The following is a 17,646-nucleotide window of genomic DNA, read 5'->3' as shown; positions in this document are numbered from 1 at the left end:
TTCCTTTCATTACATCCTTATCTAGAAGTATTTCTAGATGAGGATGCGACGAAGTATTTAATTGTAACTACTAATGTAGTGACATAGTAATGTTATACACACAAACAGAGAGTTGGAGGGAAAATTGATGGCAAAAATACTTGTCACTCCAAAATCATTCCAAAAGTATAAGCAGAAGCCTTTTGAAATGTTGCAGGCAGCAGGCTATGAAATAATTGAAAATACGACAGGAAAAACCTTTTCAGAGGATCAGTTACTTGAACTTGCTACTGACGACATTATTGGAATAATTGTCGGTGTTGATCCACTTTCTACTCAAGTTCTTGAAGCGTTCAAAGGGTTGAAGGCTATTTCGAAATATGGGGTAGGGATGGATAATATCCATTTAGGAAAAGCAAAAGAAATGGGTATTTCAGTAAGAAATGCAATCGGCACGAATAACATCTCAGTTGCTGAACTTGCTATCGGTCTAATGTTCGAATCTAGCCGTAGACTTTCTTCTACGATTAATGAAGTAAAGAAGTTCAGCTGGGAGCGCACGATTGGTACGGAACTGACAAACAAGAATTTATCGATCTTCGGTGGAGGTCAGATTGGTAAAGAAGTGGCTAAGCGGGCACGTGGTCTAGAAATGAACGTTACAATTTATGATCCATATTTTAATGATCAAGAGTTTCTAGATACATACGGAGTCACAAGAACAGTGGAACTTTTAGATGCTGTAAGACAGGCCGATATCCTCACTCTTCATCTGCCGGTTACTGAAGATACCACACATCTCATTAACGAAAATATATTGAAGCAGATGAAACCAAGCGCAATTTTAATCAATACAGCACGTGGAGAACTTGTTGACGAAAAAGCCCTTTTTGAGGCACTAAATAATGGTTCGATTGCAGTTGCAGCACAGGATGTCTATTCACAAGAGCCACCTTCTAAAGGAGATTCACTCGTGCAACTACCTAATTTTATACTTACACCACATATTGGTGCATATACAAATGAAGCTATAGAACGGATGGCTGTCGTTTCAACACGTAACCTCCTCGAAATGCTGAATGCATAGGAGTGATCCAAATGAGAGAACGTATAGTCACTACTGTAAGTGGTGATATCAGTCAAGAAGAAATGGGTATCACACATGCTCATGAACATTTATTTATCAAGGCTGGACAGCCTGCGAAGCAAGATCCGGCACTTCGTATTGATGATTTTGAACAGACAATGCAGGAACTGAAGGAAATCCAACTTCTCGGTGTACAGACTATAATAGATGCCCAGCCTGTGGGATCAGGACGTCATGCTCGGTGGCTTGCTAAAGTAGCTGAACAAACTGGCCTAAATATTCTTGCTTCTACTGGGTTTCATAAACTATCCTTTTACCCTGAAGATCACTGGATTCACACAAAAGACTCAGAGCAACTCGCTGAACTTTTTATAAAAGAATTGACAGTGGGCATGTTCGCAGATGGAGAGGACAGTTGGCCGTCGGAGCAACTTCCTGCGCGTGCGGGATTGATCAAGACAGCCGCTGATATGCAGGGTACAGCAGGAAGATATTTTGAATTGTTCCGCTCTGCTGCAAAAGCTGCAGTCGCTACTGGTTCACCTATAATGAGTCATACCGAACTTGGTTATCACGCACTTGAACAAATTTCATTATACGAAAGTCTAGGGGTTCCCGCCTACAGGTTAATCATATGTCATCTCGATAGGAAAATGGAAAATGCGGACTATATGCTTCATGTAGCTTCTACTGGTGTGTTTTTGGAACTCGATACAATTGGCCGCTTCCATTATCATTCTGATGAAGAAGAGGTAGAACTAATCCTTCGTCTTCTTGATGCTGGTCATGAGGATCAAATTCTGCTTAGCCTTGATACAACAAGAAAGCGTATGAAATTTTACGATGGTGGAAGTTTTGGCATGGATCATCTATTAGCTCATTTCATACCCATGCTGAAACAAGCAGGTGTGACAGAAAAAATCATACAAAAAATGCTAGTGTGCAACCCCGCCAAAGCTTTTGCAAAACGATAAGAAAGGGTGATAATTGCATGGTACAACTACCTGAACAGGCAACAGTCCCAACAATGTATTTTATAGGTGTAACAACGACAAAATCGTCTATCATGACGTTATTTCCGAAATGGGCAAAGATACTTGGATTTCCTAATGCTGTTCTCAAAGGAATTGATTTGGAGATTCATGCAGATCCTTCTGATTACCGGAAAGTTGTAGAATTTATTAAAAACGATGAACATTCTCTTGGTGCTCTTGTAACTACACATAAAATTGATTTGTATGAGGCAGCCAAAGACTTATTTGATGAAATGGACCCCTATGCAAAAATGTTTGGAGAACTGTCTTGTATCTCTAAAAAGGACGGCAAACTTCGTGGACATGCTAAGGATCCAATCAGTAGCGGAATGGCACTTGAACGGTTTATACCAAAAAACTATTGGAGCAATAACGAAGGTGAGACACTACTTCTCGGTGCTGGTGGAAGCGCGATTGCGATTTCTTCTTATTTAATGAACCGTGAAAAAGGTGAAGAAATACCGAAACGGCTGGTCATTACTGACATGAACGAAAAACGGCTAGAAGAGATTATGCATATTTTAACTGAAGTTAATCAGGATGCGAATGTAGAATATCATCTCATTTCAAGTGTTGAAGAAAATGATGGGCTACTTCAATCCTTAGCAGACAACTCACTCATCATTAATGCGACTGGACTTGGGAAAGACAGACCTGGATCACCACTGTCCGATTCTGCACAGTTTCCTTCTAGCAGCTTTGTCTGGGAGCTTAACTATCGTGGAGATCGAGATTTTATGCATCAAGCAATTGCTCAAGAGGAAAGAAGCCAGCTTCAAGTGGAAGATGGCTGGATTTACTTCTTGCACGGTTGGACTCAGGTCATCGCAGAAGTGTTCCATCTTCCGATTGAAGGAGAAACATTCCAGCAGATTGAAGAAATTTCAAATCAATCATAATAATTATTAGTAGAAAGAGGGACATTTAAATGATAGAACCAGTAAAAGCATTAAATATCGATTTTAACTTAGCCACAGGACTGTCAACTACAAGAGAATCAACGAAGAGACAATTATCCCGCATGAAAGGGATGTACTACGATGAACAGGCTTTTGACGAAAAAGTTGCTAAAGAAAATGATCCGCTTATCTATGAATTCTATGAGCTTGAAGTACCTCAAACAGAAGGTGACATCTTGTTTGGTACAAGCATTGTGTATCCAGGTAAAGTGGGTAATGAATATTACATGACGAAAGGTCATTTCCATACGATTTTAGAAACAGGTGAAGTATATTACTGTCTAAGCGGCAATGGTTATATGCTAATGGAAAATCCAGAAGGCGACTGGCAAATTGAAAAATTTGCACCAGGTCAAGCGGTATATGTACCGCCTCGTTACGCTCATAGAAGCATCAACACAGGAGATCAACCTCTAGTCACTTTCTTTTCTTTCCGTGCAGATGCAGGTCATGACTATGGAACAATTGAAACAAAAGGATATCGTAAACTAGTTGTAGAAAAAGATGGTAATACGGAAGTCATAGATAACCCAAAATGGGCTTAAGGAGCTGAAAAGGATATGTTGATGAAGCATCAAGTAATCTCCAAAATAACAGACTCTGGACTTGTTGCGGTTGTACGGGCTGATAATACAGAACAGGCTAAAAGAATTACGGAAGCTGCTTTGAAGGGTGGTGTTTCTGCAATAGAAATTACTTATACAATTCCTGGAGCTACAGAAGTCATCCGAGAATTAGCAGAAGAGTTCAAAGAGGACATCCTCATCGGTGCCGGTACAGTACTAGACGCTGAAACTGCTCGCATAGCCATTTTGGCAGGATCTCAATATGTGGTAAGCCCTTATTTCAGTGAAGCTACAGCGACTCTTTGCAATCGATATCAAATACCATATATGCCCGGTGTTATGACAATTGAAGGCGTTGTGAAAGCGTTGGAAAGCGGCGCAGATATTTTGAAAGTTTTTCCTGGGGAACTAATGGGACCTAAAGTAATCAAAGCGATAAAAGGACCGATTCCTCAAGCTAATCTTATGCCTACAGGCGGTGTCAGTGTGGACAATGTTAGTGAGTGGATTAGTGCTGGAGCAGTGGCAGTCGGTGCTGGTGGAAGTCTAATCGGTAAGCCGGAAGTAGACGGTTACGAACAAATTACAGAAACAGCTAAACGCTTTATAGAACAAATCCAACAGGCACGCCAAAAATAAAAACTGAAAAGACACGAATTCTTAATCAGAGGATTTCGTGTCTTTCTTTTCAAGTGGGAGGTAAATGCATTATGGACAGCATCATTTTTGATCTCGATGGAACACTCTGGGATTCTAGAAGAACAGTATCCAAATCCTGGTCCAAAGTTGTTCAAGAAGTAAAGTATGGTCGGGGTGAAGTTACTGAGGATGACCTGAAAAAAACTATGGGACTACAAGTCAAAGACATCGCTGCCCGCTTATTTGACTATTTGGATGAAGCTAAACAAATGGAACTCATTCTTAAATGCTGTGAAAGAGAGCAGGTAGACTTGAGACGTGAAGGTGGAGTTTTGTATCCGGATTTAGAGGAAGTACTTCAAAAATTATCTTCTCGCTACCGCTTATTCATCGTCAGCAATTGCCAGGAAGGGTATATTGAATCATTTTATGCGTATCATGGACTTGAAAAATACTTTCTCGATTTTGAAAACCCAGGCAGAACCGGTCTAACTAAAGGAGAAAATATTAAACTACTGATGGAACGCAATAATGTCTCATCCGCAGTGTACGTGGGTGATACACAAGGTGACTGTGATGCAGCCAAATTTGCCGGTGTTCCATTTGTATTTGCTAATTACGGCTTTGGCAATCCAGACAGCTATGAATACTTAATCCAAAAGCCTTTTGATTTAATAGATCTGTTCCTTTAAAATGTTTCAAAGAATTCTTAGCAACTATTGAACTGCCGTAGCCAGAATGAAATAGTTCAAGCTGTTAGAGGTGATTCAATCACTTCTAGCGGCTTTTTTTGCTTTAGAAAGTTATCTAAAAATCTTTAGAAATTATCCGCCATATAACTTTGATTAACCACCACATAACCAGTTCCGAATACCACATAATAGTTTGCAACTACCACATAAACCACTCCATAAACTCTAAACTACCACATAACTTCGATTAACCACCACATAAGCGGTTCCAACTACCACATAAATTACTCCAACCACCACATAAACTCCTAACTACCACATAACTTCTATTAACCACCACATAACCAGTTCCAACTACCACATAAATTACTCTAACCACCACATAAACTCCCAACTATCACATAACTTCGATTAACCACCACATAACTTCGATTAACCACCACATAACTTCGATTAACCACCACATAACCAGTTCCAACCACCACTTAAATTACTCTAACCATCACATAAACTCCCAACTACCACATAACTTGGATTAACCACCACATAACCGGTTCCAACTACCACTTAAATTACTCTAACCACCACGTAAACTCCAACCAAAACATAATAACTTGGGAATATCCTATACTGAAATCTATTTAAAATAATCAAAAACTGAAGTAGTGTTACTAGTTATTAACACACTCAATTTAAAATTTAAACAACTAAATTAATCTTTTTGAGTGGTTCAAATAGAGGTATTTATACTATTCATCATTTTTTGTAATTATTGGATATTATATGATTTGAACAAGTTTTATTATGATAGGTTGGAAATGTCATACAATAAAAGAAATTATTTTTTAGGTTAAATATTCTAAAAAATGTATTGATTTTGAAAAGGCTTTCTTTTATACTTTACCTAAACCGATTTACTAAACCGGTTTAGTGAATTTGGTAAGAAGGGGCATGGAAATGAATAAAGTAACAATGGTTGATGTTGCACAGAAGGCAGGGGTTTCTAAAAGTACTGTTTCTCAATATATTAATAATCGATTCGAATATATGGCGGAGACAACACAGATTAGAATTCGCGAGGCAATTGCAGAACTTGGTTATATTCCAAACTTTGTTGCTAAGAGTCTTAAACAAAAGAAATCTTCTACGATTGGTGTTATTGTAGCAAATATTCTTCACACTTTTTCAACAGAGATTATTCGCGCTATTGAGGATGAATGTGAAACGAATAACTTTCACCTTTTTGTCTGTAATGCTGATGACGATCCGAAAAAGGAAAGAGATTATATCGAGATGCTAGTAGCTAAACAAGTAGATGGCTTAATAATATTTCCGACAAATGGAAATATGGATTTATATATAAAACTTAAACAAGCAAATTTCCCGATTGTATTCGTTGATAGGAAAATACAGGAACCAATGTATCCAACGCTATTACTAGATAACAAAGAAGCTTCTTCAATGGCTGTGGAAATTATCTTAAAAGCATCAAGAAATGAAATGTCAATTATCACTACCTCGATTATCCAAAATGTTACACCACGGGTAGAGCGGTTGCAGGGTTTCAGAGAAGCTCTAATTGAACGAGGTATAAAACCGAATGAAAACTGGCTAATTGCAGAAGATCGTTCAAAGATTCGTGAAAGACTGGATAATATTTGGGCATCTGAAGAGCGACCAAAAGCATTTTTTGCTTCAAATGATTTATCACTCATTGAACTGCTGAGATTCATAAAAGAAACTGATATTAAAGTTCCAGAAGATGTAAGCATTGTCTCTATAGATGATTCTCCATTTTTAGAGATATCTTCACCACCAATTACTGTTATCAAGCAACCTACATTTGAGATGGGTAAAGATGCAGCAAAACAGCTACTTAAATTATTAAAAGAAAACGTATTAGAAGAATCGTATGAAATTATCAGGTATGTACCGACTCTCATCGAGCGTCAATCCATATAGTTACAAGGAGAATGTCACATGTCATCTGAATTACAAGTTTTAACTATCGGAGATGCAATGATTACAATGAATCCGATTACAACAGGTCCGCTAAGATATGTTACTCAATTTGAAAGAAAAGTGGGAGGAGCTGAACTTAATTTCGCGGTTGGCTGCGCTCGCTTAGGCTTAAAGTCTAAGTGGATAAGTCGCTTAGGAAATGATGAATTTGGTCGGGTTATTTATAATTTTGCCCGCGGAGAAGGTGTAGATGTTTCGGAGGTTCAATTTGTTAATGGATGTCCTACTTCAGTGAACTTCAAAGAGATACAGGAATCTGGAGCTGGGAAAACATTTTATTATAGATATGATTCTCCTATTCTAACGCTTAGTAAAGACGACATCCATGAAGAGTTACTAGAAGGTGTAAATTTAATTCATTTATCTGGAGTATATTTAGCAATTGATGAAAAGAATCTTGAAATTGCAGAACATTTATTGAAATTAGCAAAAAAACGTAATATTCCAGTTGCATTTGATCCAAATATTCGATTAAAACTTTGGACGATTGAGAAAGCGGTTACAACATTTGAAAAAGTTTTCCCATACGTTGACATCCTTTTAACAGGTTTAGAGGAAATACGAATGATTCTCGGTACAGACTCTGAGGAAGAACTAGTAAACTTCGCAAATCATCATAATATCCAACACCTAGTTATTAAAGATGGTGGCAATGGTTCACGGCTATATCGGGATGGTATATGGTTAACTGCCCCTGCCTTTAATGTGAACCCAGTAGATACGGTCGGTGCGGGTGACGGATTTGATGTCGGATATGTATATAGTTACTTATTAGGATGTACACCTTCAGACTCACTTAAGTTTGCAAATGGAGTAGGTGCTTTGGTGACAACAGTTTTAGGAGATAATGAGGGGTTACCATATTTAGAGGATGTAAAGTTATTTATTGATGGGAAAGAAAGTATCAGTAGATAAATAACATTAAATTGTTAATACAAAAAATTATTCAAAGGGGATTAAACAAATGAAAAAGTTAAACAAATGGACATTATTTACACTACTTACGATTTTAGCTTTATTGGTTTCTGCCTGTTCTGAAAAAGATTCTTCTAAAGATGGAGAAGTAAAAGGTGATGAGAAAGTAGTAATAAACGTTGCATATGGTAATCAACCGGGGGAACCAATTGATCAACTTGCAAAAAAATGGAAAGAGCTAGCTGAAGAAAAAAGCGAAGGTAAATTAGAATTAGTTTTATATCCTAGTTCACAATTAGGTTCAGAAAAGGATGTAGTTGAACAAGCAATCATGGGAAATAATGTAGTTATTTTTACAGGTTATGACTTTTTGATGGACTATGTTCCAGATGTAGGGATTTTAACTGCACCATATTTAACGGAAGATTTTGATGACCTTTTATATTTAACAACAACAGATTGGTTTAAAGAACAAACTGAGAAACTAAACACAGAAGGTATTGATATCGTCACTACAAATACTATCTATGGTAAACGTCAACTAATGACAACTGAGCCTGTATTGACTCCAAATGATTTAAAAGGTATGAAAATTAGAGTTCCTAATAATCAGATGTACATCAAATCATTCGAGGCTCTAGGTGCAGTACCGACACCAATGCCATTGGCAGACCTATATACTGCTTTACAACAAGGTCTAATCGATGGTGCTGAGAATCCATTACCAGTTTTGAAAGGTTCGAAGATGAACGAAATAGCAAAACACTTATCTCTTACAGAGCATACAAAAATCATGAGTCCTTGGATTGCTGGAACAGCCTTTATGGAATCACTTCCTGAAGATTTAGTGAAGATCTTAAAAGAATCAGGAGACGAAGCAGGAGAGTATGCTAAAGCAATTACTGACCAAGAGTCTGAAACTGTATTAGCAGAATTTGAAGCAGAAGGTATAGAGATTCATGAAGTAGATTTAAAACCTTTCAAGGAAGCAGCTAAAAGTGTATATACTTCATTCCCAGATTGGACTCCAAATTTATATGAAACTATCCAACAATTAATAGAAGAAAAGAAATAAGAAGCTGGAGCCCTGTAACAAGGGCTTTTATTTGGAGGTGCATTATATGATTAAGAAATGGATTAATCAAATCGATGATATTCTTGCCACAATTGCATTAACGGGTGTTTTAACTATCACTATTGTAAACGTTTTTTATCGATTTATATTAGAAAGTCCTTTTGCTTGGGCAGAAGAACTTACATTAGGATTATTTGTCTGGGTTGTTTTCATTGGTATAAGTTCATCTATGAAGCGTGGAGGACATGTAGGTATTGATTATTTTGTAGAAAAACTACCAAAAGGTCTAAAATTAGGTGCAATTATTATTCGAGCTGCAGCCATTTATTTTGTGCTGATATACGGTTTTATCTATCTTGGATATGATTTAATGGCTCAAGCTTCAGCTAAAATCACACCAGTTCTAGGCATAAGCTATCAATGGATCGATTTGGCTGTTCCCCTTGGAGGACTTTTAACTGCTTATCAATTCTCGAGGGTTTTATTAAAAACTTTCCGACAAACATCTACTCAGAAGGAGAGTGTATAGTACATGGAAATGATGATAGTTCTTGCAGTCTTATTAATATTATTTTTTCTAAATGTACCAATTGCCTTTGCTCTCGTTATTAGTACAGCAACTTATTTTATCTTCCAAAATAATTTTTCAACTACAATTATTATTCAGCGGATGATTGGTGGGATAGAATCTATACCACTTTTGGCAATCATTTTCTTTATCACTGCTGGAATTCTTATGAACTATACAGGCATTACTATGCGTATGTTGCGGTTTGCAGAAATTATTACACGTCCACTACCTGGTGGACTGGCTCAAGTAAATGTTGTACTAAGTACCATGATGGGTGGATTATCTGGATCTAATATTGCTGATGCAGCGATGCAAGCAAAAGTTCTTGTACCAGAAATGGTGCAAAAAGGATATAGTAAAGGCTTTTCTACTGCACTAACAGCTGCTACATCTTTAATAACACCAATCATTCCTCCAGGCATTGCATTAATCATGTATGGATATATTGGAAACGTTTCAATTGGAAAGCTATTTTTAGCTGGAGTAATCCCAGGATTAGCATTATGTATCATGATGATGGTTTATGTTCATATATACGCTAAAAAGAACAACTTAGAAACTGAGAATAAAAAGAAGATTACATTAAAAGAATTCCTTTTTGCATTAAAAGATGCAATCTTGGCACTTTTATTGCCTTTAATAATTATTGGAGGAATACGTTTAGGAATTTTTAGTGCTACAGAAGCAGGAGCTATAGCGGTATTATATGCACTTGTTCTTGGTCTTGTAGTTTATAGAGAAATGAATTTCAAACAATTAGTCAGTGCATTAGTTGAAACAGTACATACTTCAGCATCTATTTTAATCATTATTGCTGCAGGGTCAGCATTCGCTTGGGTACTTACTTTAGAGCAAGTTCCTCAGAAAATGACAGAGTTTATGACAGGATTTATATCATCACCATTAATGTTCTTTATTGTTGTACTTATCTTCTTATTAGTTGTAGGTATGTTCATTGAAGGGAATGTGGCGTTGGTTATTTTAACTCCATTATTTATGCCAATGTTAATGACTTATGGAATAGACCCAGTCCATTTTGGTATTTTCTTTATTGTTTGTTTGAGTATTGGGACGTTAACACCTCCTCTAGGAACAATAATGTTCACAACTTGTGCGATTACTGGAACAAAAATTGAAGACTTTATCAAACATATAACGCCATTTTGGATTTTACTTGTTATTGCGGCAATACTATTTGCTTTTATACCGGCAATTTCGATGTTCTTACCAAATCTATTATTTTAATCGAGGAGAGTTGAAGAAATGATGGCAACTAAACAATCACTAATTCAAATTCATCCATCCGATAATGTTTGGATAGCTTTAGAAGATTTTAAAAAAGGTCAGTCTATTGAACAGGGTGGGCTAACAGTTCTATTAAGAGAGGATATTATGAGGGGTCACAAAATTGCTATTAAACCTATTTCATTTGGAGAAAATGTTGTGAAGTATGGTTTTCCGATTGGAAAAGCTATTCAAGAGATTGAAGTTGGTACGCTAATCCATTCACATAATTTAAAAACAAATTTAGATGGTGAACTAAGTTATACGTATCAACCACCAAAGAAAAGCATTAGTACAAATGAAGAAATTAATCTTCCTACATTTCAAGGATACAAACGAGAAAATGGAGATGTAGGAGTTCGAAATGAGATTTGGATTATTAACACAGTAGGATGCATCAATAAAGTTTCAGAGAATTTAGCTAAAATGGCAAATAAAATATTTGATGCAGATAATTTTGATGGGGTCCAGTCCTTTTCACATCCATATGGATGCTCTCAATTAGGTGATGACTTAGTTTACACGCAAAAAATACTTTCTAATTTGGTTCATCATCCTAATGCAGGCGGTGTAGTTGTTTTAGGGCTAGGCTGCGAAAATAATTATATTGATTTATTTAAAAATGAAATAGGCGCATATAACCCAGATCGTGTGAAATTTTTAAGTGTACAAGAAGTAGACGATGAAATGGAAGAAGGCATGGAGTTAATAACAAATCTCTTTCAATATGTAACCTCTTTTCATCGAGAGGAAGTACCTGTTTCAGCATTGAAAATTGGCTTGAAATGTGGAGGAAGTGATGGGTTGTCAGGTATCACTGCGAATCCTCTTGTAGGATCATTCTCTGACAAATTAATTGGTTATCATGGTGCGACTGTATTAACGGAAGTTCCAGAGATGTTTGGAGCAGAAACGATATTAATGGAAAGAGCAAAAGATGAAGAAATATTTGGCGATATTGTAAATCTAGTAAATGATTTTAAACAATATTTTATAAAATACAACCAACCAGTATATGAGAATCCATCTCCTGGAAATAAAGAAGGTGGAATTACAACACTCGAAGAAAAATCTCTGGGATGTGTTCAAAAAGGTGGTTTTGCACCTGTGAACGACGTAATTCCTTATGGTAGTAAGCTCAGAAAAAATGGATTGACCCTATTACAAGGTCCTGGGAATGATTTAGTTTCAACAACAGTTATGGCAGCTTCCGGATGCCAGATTGTACTATTTACAACAGGTAGAGGAACTCCATTTGGAGGACCTACTCCTACTGTGAAGATTTCTACTAATACACCATTATTTGAACGCAAAAAAAATTGGATGGACTTTAATGCTGGAACAATTGTTGAGGGGCAAAGTATGAGCCAAGTAACAAATGAGTTTTTCAATTATATTTTAGATGTGGCTTCTGGAACTAAACTTACTAATAATGAAGTTTTCGGATTTAAAGAAATAGCAATTTTTAAAGACGGAGTAACTATGTAAGGAGGAGGCAGTGTGAATTTACCTACCCAATTAAATTTAGAGCATTTGAAAGATAAAGACATATCTCACCAAAATAATATTTTTCCTGAACGTGTTTTACAAATAGGTGAAGGTAATTTTATGCGAGGCTTCATTGATTGGATGGTTTTTGAGATGAATAACAAAACTAATTTCCAAGGAAGCGTAGTTACAATTCAGCCAACGCCTAGAGGTAAAATCATACCAAAGTTAAATCGACAAGATGGCTTGTATACTCTTGTTCGACGTGGGATTGAATATGGAAAACCTGTAGAAAAAATTGAAATCATTAGTTCGATCACTAGGGGAATAAATCCATATTCGGACTGGGGTGAAGCTTTAACAGTAGCAACTTCAGAATATATTGAATTTCTCTTTTCCAATACAACCGAGGCAGGACTTGTTTATGAAAATGAAGCATATCAAGAATCTGTCTCACCTTTATCCTTTCCTGGAAAAGTAGTTGCATTACTTTTTCACCGATATCAATACTATAACGGTGCAAAGGACAAAGGATGGATTATTATTCCTTGTGAACTAGTTGAAAATAATGGGGATGTATTAAAAAGTATTTGTCAGCAAATTATCAAAGACTGGAAATTACCTATTTTATTCTCTAAATGGATTGATGAAAGCTGCACATTTTGTAATACATTAGTAGATCGTATTGTCCCAGGTTATCCAGATAAAGAAGCAGATAACTGGTTTGAAAGATTAGGTTATTCTGATGAGCTTTTGACAATGGCTGAGCCTTATCATTTATTTGTAATAGAAGGACCCAAACAATTGAGTGGTAAACTTCCTTTTGTAGAAGCAGGATTAAACGTAAAATTCGAGCCTATTGAGTTTTATCGTAACCTTAAAGTAAGGCTATTAAATGGTCCACATTCCATTATGTCTGTTATAGGACTACAGCTAGAAGTGGAAACAGTAAAAGAGGCCTTGGAACATCCCTTGCTGGGTAATTTTATACAGAATGTTATGAGGAAAGAGATAGCTTTAACCTTGCCAAAGAGTGAAGATAAAAAAATTAACGAATATATATCAGAAGTTATAGATCGTTTTTCAAACCCTTATTTACACCATCTATTAAAAGATATTAGTCTTAATAGTTATTCTAAATTTTATGTTCGTTTATGGCCAATTGTTAGGGAATCGGATAAGGGTTACCGAAAAAAATTATTATTTTCCTTAGCTGCATTAATTACTTTCTTTTATAACCGTGAAGGAATTAAAGATAATGAAGAAGTAGTTTCAATGTTTGCTGAATTATATAGTAGTAATTTTACGAACCAAAGTGTTTTGCAGAAATTTATTGAAGAGAAAATTTTACTTTCATGGGGTATGGACACTTCAGAAATAAGCGATGTTGCTCAAGAACTTGTACAAAGTATTAGTATCATCTTAAATGAAGGAATGGAAAAAGCATTAGCATTACAGTTGAAATGAGGGGAATCTATGAAAACAATTGTTTGTACAGAACCAAAATCACTAATAATAGAACAAAGAGAATCTCCAGTATTAGTGAATAAATCAGATGTGAAAATTTCGATTAAACGAGTTGGAATATGTGGAACAGATATACATGCGTTCGGAGGGAATCAACCATTTTTTACATATCCTCGAGTACTAGGTCATGAGTTATCTGGAATTGTAGAAAGTGTTGGTTCTAATGTATTGGATATCCAAACCGGAGATTTAGTAACAGTTATTCCTTATATGCATTGTGGAATTTGTGGATCTTGTCAAAATGGTAAAACTAATTGTTGTACGGAAATGAAGGTATTAGGTGTACATATGGATGGAGGAATGGCAGAATCTATAGTGGTCCCGTCTTCTCATGTTTTTCCCGTTAATCAATTGTCATCTGAAATGGCAGCTATGGTGGAACCCCTAAGTATTGGTGCCCATGCGGTTAGAAGATCAACTATTCAAAAAGGTGAAACTGTTCTAGTAATTGGTGCCGGTCCAATTGGACTTGGTGTTGCCAAATTTGCGAAGCTACAAGGTGCTCGAACAATTATAATGGATATTAGCCCAGAGCGCTTAAAGTTTGCGAAAGAATGGACAAATTGTGATTATATTATAGTTGGTTCCGACACTACGGAAGCAGATATTTTACATATTAATAATAACAAATTACCTTCAATTGTATTTGATGCTACTGGTAATAAACATTCCATGATGAAGGCATTCGATTTTGTTTGTCACGGTGGTAGGTTAGTATATGTTGGATTAGTTAAAGATACGATTAGCTTCTTTAATCCTGACTTTCATTCGAAAGAATTAACGCTTTTAGCTAGCAGAAATGCTACTAAAGAAGATTTTGAATATGTTATTCAGTGTATGAATGCAGGGGAAATAAATGAAAACTATGTTTCAAGAGTTATTGAGTTTGAAGAAATAATTCCTCTTTTTAATAACGGTGATTTTAATTTTAACAAGACACTCCTTCGTTTCGGAGAATAATGAGGTGAAAAAATGAATAAAGATAATGTTTTAAAACAATTGTCAAATTCGGGTATTATACCTGTTATGCGCAATATGAATCCAGAGAGTATTGTAAGCATTATAGAAGCTTTACGTGATGGCGGACTAAATACAGTAGAAATTACTATCGAACAAAAAGGTGGACTTGAAGCAATTAGAGCTGCAAAATCTCATTACGGAGATGCGTTATGTATTGGTGCAGGGACTGTTTTATCAGAGGCTCAGGCCCAATCTGCTATTGAGGCGGGAGCAGACTTTATAGTCACGCCTATTGTTAGTAAAGAGGTAATAGCCCTAGCCAATAAGGCAGAACGTTTTATAGCATGTGGTGCTTTGACTCCAACTGAAATTTTTGAAGCACATATGGCGGGTGCTGATTTAGTAAAAGTTTTTCCAGCGGATGCAATGGGGGCATCCTATTTTAAAAATGTAAAAGGTCCATTAAGATCTATTCCACTCATGCCAACAGGTGGCATTACATTAAGTAATTTAGGGGACTATGTGAAAAATGGAGCTATTTGTGTTGGTGTTGGAAGTGCAATTTATCAATATGAAACAAATGCTGAAATTACGAATGCGGCAAAAGCATTTGTATCTGCATTTCAACTTGCTAGAAATTAGTAGTAAAATCCACAAACGTTGGTAAGAAGGCTAATCCGGTCCAGAATGCGAAAAGCCACCTAATCTTACCGTCAATAGAGTAATCGAAGAAAATTCTTTTATTTTTCACTCGCGATTTTTCATTCAAGAATTTCAAATCCTATTGAAATACTTAGTAAAATCCTAAAAAAACCGCCCTACTCGTTAAAATTATCGAATAGGGCGGTTTTTATTGTTCTAACACGTACTTTATTTCTCCTTCCTTATGGTTGAATTTATTAAATTCTATTATAGCGTCAAAATTGGTATTTTACGGAATATCTAAGAATAAAGGTCCCTACTTGATGGGACTTTTTTTGTCTGAAAACAATTCCTAATTTGTTCAAAAATTTTGTTGACTGTTTAAGAGTTCTGAATTATCATACTTGTAACCGGTTACATAAAATGGAGGATTGCATCCTAATATTTTTTTGATGAAATATGTAACCGGTTTCACAATTGATATTATCCTATTGAATATATGATTTATAAGTAAATAAAGAGGAGTGGCCAAATGGGTAATGAGATTAAGATTTTATCTCCCTGTGGAATGTTGGGATATGGGTTTCCAGAGGAATCATTCTTACGAGGAATGAAAGAGGAACCCCATGGGATTGTAGTGGATGCAGGATCGACAGATGCGGGGCCTCATAAACTCGGAGCCGGTGTTTCAATTGTTAGTAGGCGCGCTGCAAAAAAGGATTTAACCATTATATTGGAAAATGGAATTCCAAAGAAAATACCAATTATCATTGGCTCAGCTGGCGGAGCAGGAGCACAGGTGCATGTAGATTGGACTATGGACATTATCGAAGAAGTTTTGGAGGAAATGGGTCTTCGAGCAAAAATAGCTATTGTGTGGGCGGATATTCCAAATGATTTAGTAATGGAAGCAAATCAACAAGGAAGAATAAAACCCTTAAGTCCTAATATACCTTCTTTAAATGAGGAGGTTATTCTTGAGACAAATGGAATTGTAGCGCAAATGGGGCATGAACCGATTTTGGAGGCTCTACAAAAAAAGGCAGATATTATTGTTTGTGGAAGAGCATATGACCCTTCCCCTTTTGCGGCAATCGGAATTTTTCATGGAAAAGATCCTGGGCTTTCTTATCATCTTGGAAAGATATTGGAATGCGGCGCTCTTTGCGCAGAGCCGGGAACGACGAAGGATAGTATTTTAGGTATCATCGGTGAAACCTCTTTCAAAGTGAAGTCTTTAAACCCGAAACGTAGCTGTACATCGATAAGCGTGGCTGCACACACTTTTTATGAGAAAGAGCATCCATATATTCTTCATGGGCCAGGATTCACTTTGAACCTAGAGCAATGCGAGTTTAAAGAATTAGCAGATGGAGTTGTGGAAGTTTCTAATAGCAAGTATATTCCCGCGGAGCAGCATTTCATAAAGCTGGAGGGAGCTCGGAAAGTTGCTTATCGTACATTTGTATTGGCTGGTATAAGAGATCCGATTTTATTGGAAAACGTAGAGGATATAGAAAAACGTGTGAAGCAACAGGTAAGTGATTACTATGATGAAATTCCAAGCAATGATTACAAAGTGAATTTTTACAATTACGGGATGAATGCAGTCCTTGGCGATAAAGAAAAAGAAGTCTTCAGAGGACATGAAATCGGCGTTGTAATAGAAGTAATTGCAAAGGACCAGGAGCTTGCAAATAGTATTTGTGCAACTGCAAGATCTACCTTTTTACACTTTGCTCACGAAAAAAGAAAGTCCACAGCAGGAAACCTTGCTTTTCCTTTTGCGCCAAGTGATATTGAGTTCGGACCAGTATATGAGTTTTCCGTATATCACTTAATGGAAATAGAAGATAATCCGTTCCGAATTGAGTATAGATAGGAGGGGGAAAATGGAAAAGTTATTTGATATCGCAAAGGTATTAAGAAGTAAAAATTCAGGACCATTTGAACTGACAATGGATATTTTATTTGATAGTGCTGAAAAATATCAGCGGGTTAAAAATTCAAATAAAATTACAACCGAGATGATCTGTAGTCTTTATAACATTCCAGAAAGTGATATCCGTCATATTGTGTTTTTTGATCCTGCAATGGGCATAAAGATAACAATTCTAAGGGAAGTTTCTTCAGGAACTATTGGAGATAGAGATGTATATGGCGCACAGCAGCATGCTCCATTGATGAACATACTAATAGATTAGGG

18 protein-coding genes are annotated in these 17,646 nt (G+C 36.3%); 17 read left to right on the top strand and 1 reads right to left on the bottom strand.

Annotation, left to right across the window (positions count from 1 at the left end; translation table 11 throughout):
- The first annotated feature begins 127 nt into the window (after positions 1–127).
- The 6 genes from MKY37_RS05465 (at position 128) to MKY37_RS05440 (ending at position 4,956) form a co-directional block, all read left to right on the top strand.
- On the top strand, positions 128–1,066 hold the full coding sequence (locus tag MKY37_RS05465; RefSeq protein ID WP_340774635.1) for a phosphoglycerate dehydrogenase: 939 nt from the start codon (positions 128–130) through the stop codon (positions 1,064–1,066).
- Between the two features lie 11 nt (positions 1,067–1,077).
- Positions 1,078–2,040 carry a phosphotriesterase family protein gene (locus MKY37_RS05460; RefSeq protein WP_340774633.1) on the top strand — a complete coding sequence of 321 codons (963 nt, stop codon included), beginning with the start codon at positions 1,078–1,080 and terminating at the stop codon, positions 2,038–2,040.
- A 17-nt stretch (positions 2,041–2,057) separates the two neighbouring features.
- Positions 2,058–2,999, top strand: coding sequence for a shikimate dehydrogenase family protein (locus MKY37_RS05455; RefSeq protein WP_340774631.1), 942 nt, complete (start codon positions 2,058–2,060; stop codon positions 2,997–2,999).
- A 29-nt stretch (positions 3,000–3,028) separates the two neighbouring features.
- Complete coding sequence (locus MKY37_RS05450; protein ID WP_340774629.1) at positions 3,029–3,604, top strand: glucose-6-phosphate isomerase; 576 nt, start codon at positions 3,029–3,031, stop codon at positions 3,602–3,604.
- Positions 3,605–3,619: 15 nt separating this feature from the next.
- Complete coding sequence (locus MKY37_RS05445; RefSeq protein WP_340774627.1) at positions 3,620–4,264, top strand: bifunctional 2-keto-4-hydroxyglutarate aldolase/2-keto-3-deoxy-6-phosphogluconate aldolase; 645 nt, start codon at positions 3,620–3,622, stop codon at positions 4,262–4,264.
- A gap of 71 nt (positions 4,265–4,335) precedes the next feature.
- Positions 4,336–4,956, top strand: a complete 621-nt coding sequence (locus MKY37_RS05440; protein ID WP_340774626.1) for an HAD family hydrolase — start codon at positions 4,336–4,338, stop codon at positions 4,954–4,956.
- Positions 4,957–5,203: 247 nt separating this feature from the next.
- Here the strand turns inward: MKY37_RS05440 and MKY37_RS05435 are convergent, their stop codons facing one another.
- Positions 5,204–5,335, bottom strand: coding sequence for a hypothetical protein (locus MKY37_RS05435; protein ID WP_340774624.1), 132 nt, complete (start codon positions 5,333–5,335; stop codon positions 5,204–5,206).
- A 578-nt stretch (positions 5,336–5,913) separates the two neighbouring features.
- Between MKY37_RS05435 and MKY37_RS05430 the strand changes: the two genes are divergently transcribed.
- The 11 genes from MKY37_RS05430 (at position 5,914) to MKY37_RS05380 (ending at position 17,644) form a co-directional block, all read left to right on the top strand.
- Positions 5,914–6,918 carry a LacI family DNA-binding transcriptional regulator gene (locus MKY37_RS05430; RefSeq protein WP_340774622.1) on the top strand — a complete coding sequence of 335 codons (1,005 nt, stop codon included), beginning with the start codon at positions 5,914–5,916 and terminating at the stop codon, positions 6,916–6,918.
- Between the two features lie 18 nt (positions 6,919–6,936).
- Positions 6,937–7,893, top strand: coding sequence for a sugar kinase (locus MKY37_RS05425; RefSeq protein ID WP_340774620.1), 957 nt, complete (start codon positions 6,937–6,939; stop codon positions 7,891–7,893).
- A 49-nt stretch (positions 7,894–7,942) separates the two neighbouring features.
- Complete coding sequence (locus MKY37_RS05420) at positions 7,943–8,968, top strand: C4-dicarboxylate TRAP transporter substrate-binding protein (RefSeq protein ID WP_340774618.1); 1,026 nt, start codon at positions 7,943–7,945, stop codon at positions 8,966–8,968.
- Positions 8,969–9,014: 46 nt separating this feature from the next.
- Positions 9,015–9,497, top strand: a complete 483-nt coding sequence (locus MKY37_RS05415; protein WP_340774617.1) for a TRAP transporter small permease — start codon at positions 9,015–9,017, stop codon at positions 9,495–9,497.
- A 3-nt stretch (positions 9,498–9,500) separates the two neighbouring features.
- Positions 9,501–10,784, top strand: a complete 1,284-nt coding sequence (locus MKY37_RS05410; RefSeq protein ID WP_340774615.1) for a TRAP transporter large permease — start codon at positions 9,501–9,503, stop codon at positions 10,782–10,784.
- A gap of 18 nt (positions 10,785–10,802) precedes the next feature.
- Positions 10,803–12,311 (top strand): UxaA family hydrolase, encoded by a 1,509-nt coding sequence (locus tag MKY37_RS05405; RefSeq protein WP_340774613.1) that lies wholly within the window; start codon positions 10,803–10,805, stop codon positions 12,309–12,311.
- Positions 12,312–12,323: 12 nt separating this feature from the next.
- Positions 12,324–13,778, top strand: a complete 1,455-nt coding sequence (locus MKY37_RS05400; RefSeq protein WP_340774611.1) for a tagaturonate reductase — start codon at positions 12,324–12,326, stop codon at positions 13,776–13,778.
- A 9-nt stretch (positions 13,779–13,787) separates the two neighbouring features.
- The gene (locus MKY37_RS05395) at positions 13,788–14,798 is read left to right on the top strand and encodes a zinc-binding alcohol dehydrogenase family protein (protein WP_340774609.1); all 1,011 of its coding nucleotides are present in this window, start codon (positions 13,788–13,790) and stop codon (positions 14,796–14,798) included.
- Between the two features lie 12 nt (positions 14,799–14,810).
- Positions 14,811–15,440, top strand: coding sequence for a bifunctional 4-hydroxy-2-oxoglutarate aldolase/2-dehydro-3-deoxy-phosphogluconate aldolase (locus MKY37_RS05390; RefSeq protein WP_340774607.1), 630 nt, complete (start codon positions 14,811–14,813; stop codon positions 15,438–15,440).
- A 532-nt stretch (positions 15,441–15,972) separates the two neighbouring features.
- Positions 15,973–17,322 carry an acyclic terpene utilization AtuA family protein gene (locus MKY37_RS05385; protein ID WP_340774605.1) on the top strand — a complete coding sequence of 450 codons (1,350 nt, stop codon included), beginning with the start codon at positions 15,973–15,975 and terminating at the stop codon, positions 17,320–17,322.
- Between the two features lie 10 nt (positions 17,323–17,332).
- Positions 17,333–17,644, top strand: a complete 312-nt coding sequence (locus MKY37_RS05380; RefSeq protein WP_340774603.1) for a DUF4387 domain-containing protein — start codon at positions 17,333–17,335, stop codon at positions 17,642–17,644.
- Positions 17,645–17,646: the final 2 nt, after the last annotated feature.

This window comes from Psychrobacillus sp. FSL K6-2836, from assembly GCF_038003085.1.
GTDB lineage: Bacteria > Bacillota > Bacilli > Bacillales_A > Planococcaceae > Psychrobacillus.
Note: the sequence above shows the minus strand (reverse complement) of the source record. Positions and strands in the feature narration are given on the sequence as shown.

Excerpts from the sequence above, each read along its gene's own strand:
- MKY37_RS05465 (WP_340774635.1), top strand. The coding sequence starts at position 128 with ATGGCAAAAATACTTGTCACTCCAAAATCATTCCAAAAGTATAAGCAG.
- MKY37_RS05460 (WP_340774633.1), top strand. The coding sequence starts at position 1,078 with ATGAGAGAACGTATAGTCACTACTGTAAGTGGTGATATCAGTCAAGAA.
- MKY37_RS05455 (WP_340774631.1), top strand. The coding sequence starts at position 2,058 with ATGGTACAACTACCTGAACAGGCAACAGTCCCAACAATGTATTTTATA.
- MKY37_RS05450 (WP_340774629.1), top strand. The coding sequence starts at position 3,029 with ATGATAGAACCAGTAAAAGCATTAAATATCGATTTTAACTTAGCCACA.
- MKY37_RS05445 (WP_340774627.1), top strand. The coding sequence starts at position 3,620 with ATGTTGATGAAGCATCAAGTAATCTCCAAAATAACAGACTCTGGACTT.
- MKY37_RS05440 (WP_340774626.1), top strand. The coding sequence starts at position 4,336 with ATGGACAGCATCATTTTTGATCTCGATGGAACACTCTGGGATTCTAGA.
- MKY37_RS05430 (WP_340774622.1), top strand. The coding sequence starts at position 5,914 with ATGAATAAAGTAACAATGGTTGATGTTGCACAGAAGGCAGGGGTTTCT.
- MKY37_RS05425 (WP_340774620.1), top strand. The coding sequence starts at position 6,937 with ATGTCATCTGAATTACAAGTTTTAACTATCGGAGATGCAATGATTACA.
- MKY37_RS05420 (WP_340774618.1), top strand. The coding sequence starts at position 7,943 with ATGAAAAAGTTAAACAAATGGACATTATTTACACTACTTACGATTTTA.
- MKY37_RS05415 (WP_340774617.1), top strand. The coding sequence starts at position 9,015 with ATGATTAAGAAATGGATTAATCAAATCGATGATATTCTTGCCACAATT.
- MKY37_RS05410 (WP_340774615.1), top strand. The coding sequence starts at position 9,501 with ATGGAAATGATGATAGTTCTTGCAGTCTTATTAATATTATTTTTTCTA.
- MKY37_RS05405 (WP_340774613.1), top strand. The coding sequence starts at position 10,803 with ATGATGGCAACTAAACAATCACTAATTCAAATTCATCCATCCGATAAT.
- MKY37_RS05395 (WP_340774609.1), top strand. The coding sequence starts at position 13,788 with ATGAAAACAATTGTTTGTACAGAACCAAAATCACTAATAATAGAACAA.
- MKY37_RS05390 (WP_340774607.1), top strand. The coding sequence starts at position 14,811 with ATGAATAAAGATAATGTTTTAAAACAATTGTCAAATTCGGGTATTATA.
- MKY37_RS05385 (WP_340774605.1), top strand. The coding sequence starts at position 15,973 with ATGGGTAATGAGATTAAGATTTTATCTCCCTGTGGAATGTTGGGATAT.
- MKY37_RS05380 (WP_340774603.1), top strand. The coding sequence starts at position 17,333 with ATGGAAAAGTTATTTGATATCGCAAAGGTATTAAGAAGTAAAAATTCA.